This is a genomic window from Pseudomonas sp. PA-4-8C, assembly GCF_021606625.1.
Lineage (GTDB): Bacteria > Pseudomonadota > Gammaproteobacteria > Pseudomonadales > Pseudomonadaceae > Aquipseudomonas > Aquipseudomonas lactis.
Genome location: NZ_WKCD01000392.1, coordinates 1 through 3822, shown reverse-complemented (window position 1 = coordinate 3822; position 3822 = coordinate 1). Strand labels below are relative to the sequence as shown.

At 61.8% G+C, this 3822-nt stretch carries 2 protein-coding genes and 2 pseudogenes; all 4 read left to right on the top strand.

The genetic code is table 11. The annotated features are described in order from the left end of the window. Nucleotides 1–333: 333 nt before the first annotated feature. A pseudogene (locus tag GIW04_RS31635) lies at nt 334–996 on the top strand (PAS domain-containing protein); the annotation flags it as partial. Then, nucleotides 997–1281, top strand: a pseudogene (locus tag GIW04_RS31630) (methyl-accepting chemotaxis protein); the annotation flags it as partial. A 78-nt stretch (nt 1282–1359) separates the two neighbouring features. Next, nucleotides 1360–3000: an AMP-binding protein gene (locus GIW04_RS28800; RefSeq protein WP_120248003.1), complete on the top strand. Its 1641-nt coding sequence runs from the start codon at nt 1360–1362 to the stop codon at nt 2998–3000. 11 nt (nt 3001–3011) lie between these two features. Continuing rightward, nucleotides 3012–3587, top strand: a complete 576-nt coding sequence (locus GIW04_RS28795) for a TetR/AcrR family transcriptional regulator (protein WP_003191099.1) — start codon at nt 3012–3014, stop codon at nt 3585–3587. The last annotated feature ends 235 nt before the right edge of the window (nt 3588–3822 follow it).

Sequence of the window (3822 nt, the reverse complement as noted above, 5' to 3'; positions counted from 1 at the left end):
CTCTTTTTCAACCGAACTACCCGCTGCGTATTGGCGCCGCTCGCCGACCGACTGGAGCAGCCTGACCAGCCAGGCACACCGCTGTCGTCAAGCCACCCGTTGTTACGCCGCATCCTGGCAAGCGTCGAACAACTGCTGCAAGAACGGCGAACCCTCAAAGAGCAGTCCCGCGCGCTGACGTTGGAAATCCGCCAGTTGGAGGAGCGCCTGGCCCGCCGTGACCAGCTGGTGCGGCAGTGGGAGGCGCGCTGGACCCTGATCACACAGGGTGCAGGTGAACGGTTCTGGGAGCTGGAACTGGATGGCGCCGCCGCCCCCGCACCGGGTGCTGCGATGACGTGGACGGGGTCTGCGTCGAACCTGGCCCAGGCGATTGACCAGTTTGGCGGCTGGAGCGAACAACTGCATCCGGATGACCAGCCAGCGCATCGGAAGGCGCTCGCCCGGCACCTTGCCGATCGCAGCGGGCGTACGGCCTTTGCGCTCGACGTGCGGATGAAGTCGGCACTCGGCAATGACTATCGCTGGTGCCGGATCAGCGGAGCCGCCCGACGCGATGCGCAGGGCACAGCGCTTGCCATGGGGGGAACCGTGCGTGACATTCATGAACAGTACCTGCACCACGAGGCGCTCGAACTGGCGGCCACACGTTTCGACATTTCCCGAGAAATGCTGCACGACGGGCTCTGGGATATCGAGGTGGTGGCCGGCGACCCGGCGAACCCGAACAATACCATTTGGTGGTCTTCGCAGATGCGCCGGCTGCTGGGCTGCAACACGGTGGAAGAGTTCCCCAACACCCTGGAAAGCTGGACCTCGCGCTTGCATCCCGAGGATAGCGCACGAGCCATCGGCGCGTTCGTCGCCCATGTGGACGACCGCAGCGGCAAGACCCCATTCGATGTGGAGTATCGACTCAAACACACCAATGGCACTCACCGTTGGTTTCGCGGCCGGGGGCAAACCCGCCGCGCACCGGACGGCGCGCCGCAACGGGTGGTGGGTGCCATCACCGATATCCATGCCCACCATGAAGAAAGTGCGATGCGCGAGGCGCAGGCGCAACAACACCAAGTGATGCAGGAAACCCTCACCAAGCTGACGCAGATTGTCGCCACGATCCAAGGCATTGCCAGCCAGACCAACCTGTTGGCATTGAATGCCGCCATTGAAGCGGCGCGAGCTGGCGAAGCCGGTCGCGGGTTTGCGGTGGTCGCCGATGAAGTGCGTAAGCTGGCCACGCGGACCAGCCACGCGACCCAGCAAGCGGCCCAGATGATGGACCACTAGCGACATCCAGGCACCCGCGCAGCCTGCGTGGGCACAGGTCATATTCCAACAATAATAATCAGGTACGTTATGCGCGATTACGACTCAGCAGTCTCATCCTTCGATTATCTACAGCTGGCTGCCCAGGACTTGCGCGGCGAACCCGGCGCCTTGAATGCCTGCATTGAATGCTGCGACCGGCACGCCGATGGCCATGCCGTGGCGTTGTATTGCGAAACGTACGATGGCCGCGCCACGCAGTACACCTTCAGCGAACTGCAGGCGCACGCGGCGCGTTTCGGCAACTTCCTGCGGGCCCATGGCGTGCAGCCGGGGGATCGGGTCGCCGGCCTGATGCCACGCACGGTTGAACTGGTGATCGCCATCCTGGGAACCTGGCGCATCGGGGCGGTCTACCAACCGCTCTTTACCGCATTCGGTCCCAAGGCCATTGAACAGCGACTGGACTGTTCCAACGCGCGCTGGATCGTGACCGACGCCCACAACCGTCCCAAGCTGGACGAGCTCCTCGACTGCCCCCACGTCATCGTGACCGACGCCACCTCACAGCGCCCCAGCGACTACGCGTTTTGGGATGTGCTGGAGCATCAACAACCCGACTGCACACCTGAGCTGCTGGACGCCCGTGCGCCGTTCCTGCTGATGTGCACCTCGGGCACCACAGGGCCGGCCAAGCCGCTGGAGGTGCCTGTGAGCGCCATCCTAGCCTTCAAAAGTTATATGCGCGATTCAATCGACCTGCGCGAAGACGACCGTTTCTGGAACCTCGCCGACCCCGGCTGGGCCTATGGCTTGTATTACGCCGTGACCGGGCCACTGGCATGCGGCCGGGCCACGCTGTTCCATGACGGCCCTTTCACCGTGCAAAGCACCAGCCGGATTATCGCCAAGTACGGGATCAGCAACCTGGCCGGCTCGCCTACGGCCTTTCGCCTGCTGATAGATGCCGGGGCCGAGTTCGCCGACGCGGTGCGTGGCCAACTGCGTATCGTCAGCAGCGCCGGCGAACCGCTCAACCCGCAAGTCATCCGTTGGTTCGCCGAACAGCTCGGCGTGGTCATTCACGACCATTACGGCCAAACCGAAATCGGCATGGTGTTATGCAATCACCATGGGTTACGCCATCAGGTACGTGAGGGTTCTGCCGGTTATGCGGTGCCGGGGTACCGGATTGTCGTGCTGGACGATGCGCAGCGGGAATTACCGACCGGCCAGCCGGGCGTACTGGCGGTGGATCGCGAGCGCTCGCCCCTGTGCTGGTTCAATGGCTACCTTCACATGCCCACCAAGGCGTTTGTGGGCCGTTACTACTTGAGCGGCGATATCGTGGAGCTCAATGAGGACGGCAGTATCAGCTTTGTCGGCCGTAACGACGATGTGATCACCACGTCCGGCTACCGCGTGGGGCCTTTCGATGTAGAGAGCGCGCTCATCGAACATCCGGCAGTGGTCGAAACCGCGGTGATCGGCAAACCCGACCCGCAACGTACCGAGCTGATCAAAGCGTTTGTCGTGCTCAACCGTGAGTACCTGCCCAGTGTCGAGTTGGCGGAAGTCTTGCGCCTGCATGTCCGACAGCGCCTGGCTGCGCATGCATACCCACGGGAAATCGAGTTCGTTGAGCAACTGCCCAAGACCCCCAGTGGCAAGTTGCAGCGGTTCGTTCTGCGCAACCAGGAAATTGCCAAACAGCAGGCACTCGACACATGACTCACGGGCGTATGGCTCCCCCGCTCAGCCGCTCGGAGTTCCAGCGCAGAGCCCTGGAGCTGTTCAAGGAGCGTAGTTTCAGCCAGGTCAGCATGCGCGAATTGGCCGCGCATGTTGGCATCAGCCCGGGCGCGATTTATCACCATGTAGAGAGCAAGGAAGCCATGCTGTTTGAGTGGCTGACAGAGCTGTATCAGGCGCTGTTGTCGCACGTCGATCGGATCAACACCCGTAGATTGACGGCCGCGCAACGCCTGGCAAAGCTGATCGAAGGCCATCTTCAATTGCATGAACAGATGACCGGGCACTTCAAGTTGGCGGTCATGGATGCCAATTGCCTGGGCGCCCCGATGCAAGCGAGCGTTGAGCGATTGAGGCTAGCCTATGAGTCGGAACTCATGAAGGTGGTCGGCCAACTGGGCCATCAGCCCGGCGGGCCGTTGCGCGAGGGCGCGCTCACGGCGATTCTGCCCGTGCTGAACAGCCTGCCCACATGGCTGAGCCCAAAGATTGATCACCGTCAGCGTCGGCTTATTACAAAGACCATCGCCGATGCGGTCATAAAGGCCATTAATTCCCTACCTTGAGTGACTACACCCAACGGTAACCACGACGCGAAGCGAGCCGCTCTTGATCTGCTTTTGATCTTGATCTTAAGCGCCCCGTTAAACCACGCTGGCGGATTACGGGCACACCGAGCCCAAGCGAGGTGCCGAGTAGTGGGGCATGTACCTTTTGCTTACTTTTGGGCTCTTTTCAAAAGTGAGCCGCTGTCAGAGCGGAACCCTAAGTGGCCGTTACCGCAGGAATGGATATGTACTC

Bases quoted from the DNA above. Each gene is read 5' to 3' on its own strand.
- GIW04_RS28800 (WP_120248003.1), top strand. From the start codon at position 1,360: ATGCGCGATTACGACTCAGCAGTCTCATCCTTCGATTATCTACAGCTG.
- GIW04_RS28795 (WP_003191099.1), top strand. From the start codon at position 3,012: ATGGCTCCCCCGCTCAGCCGCTCGGAGTTCCAGCGCAGAGCCCTGGAG.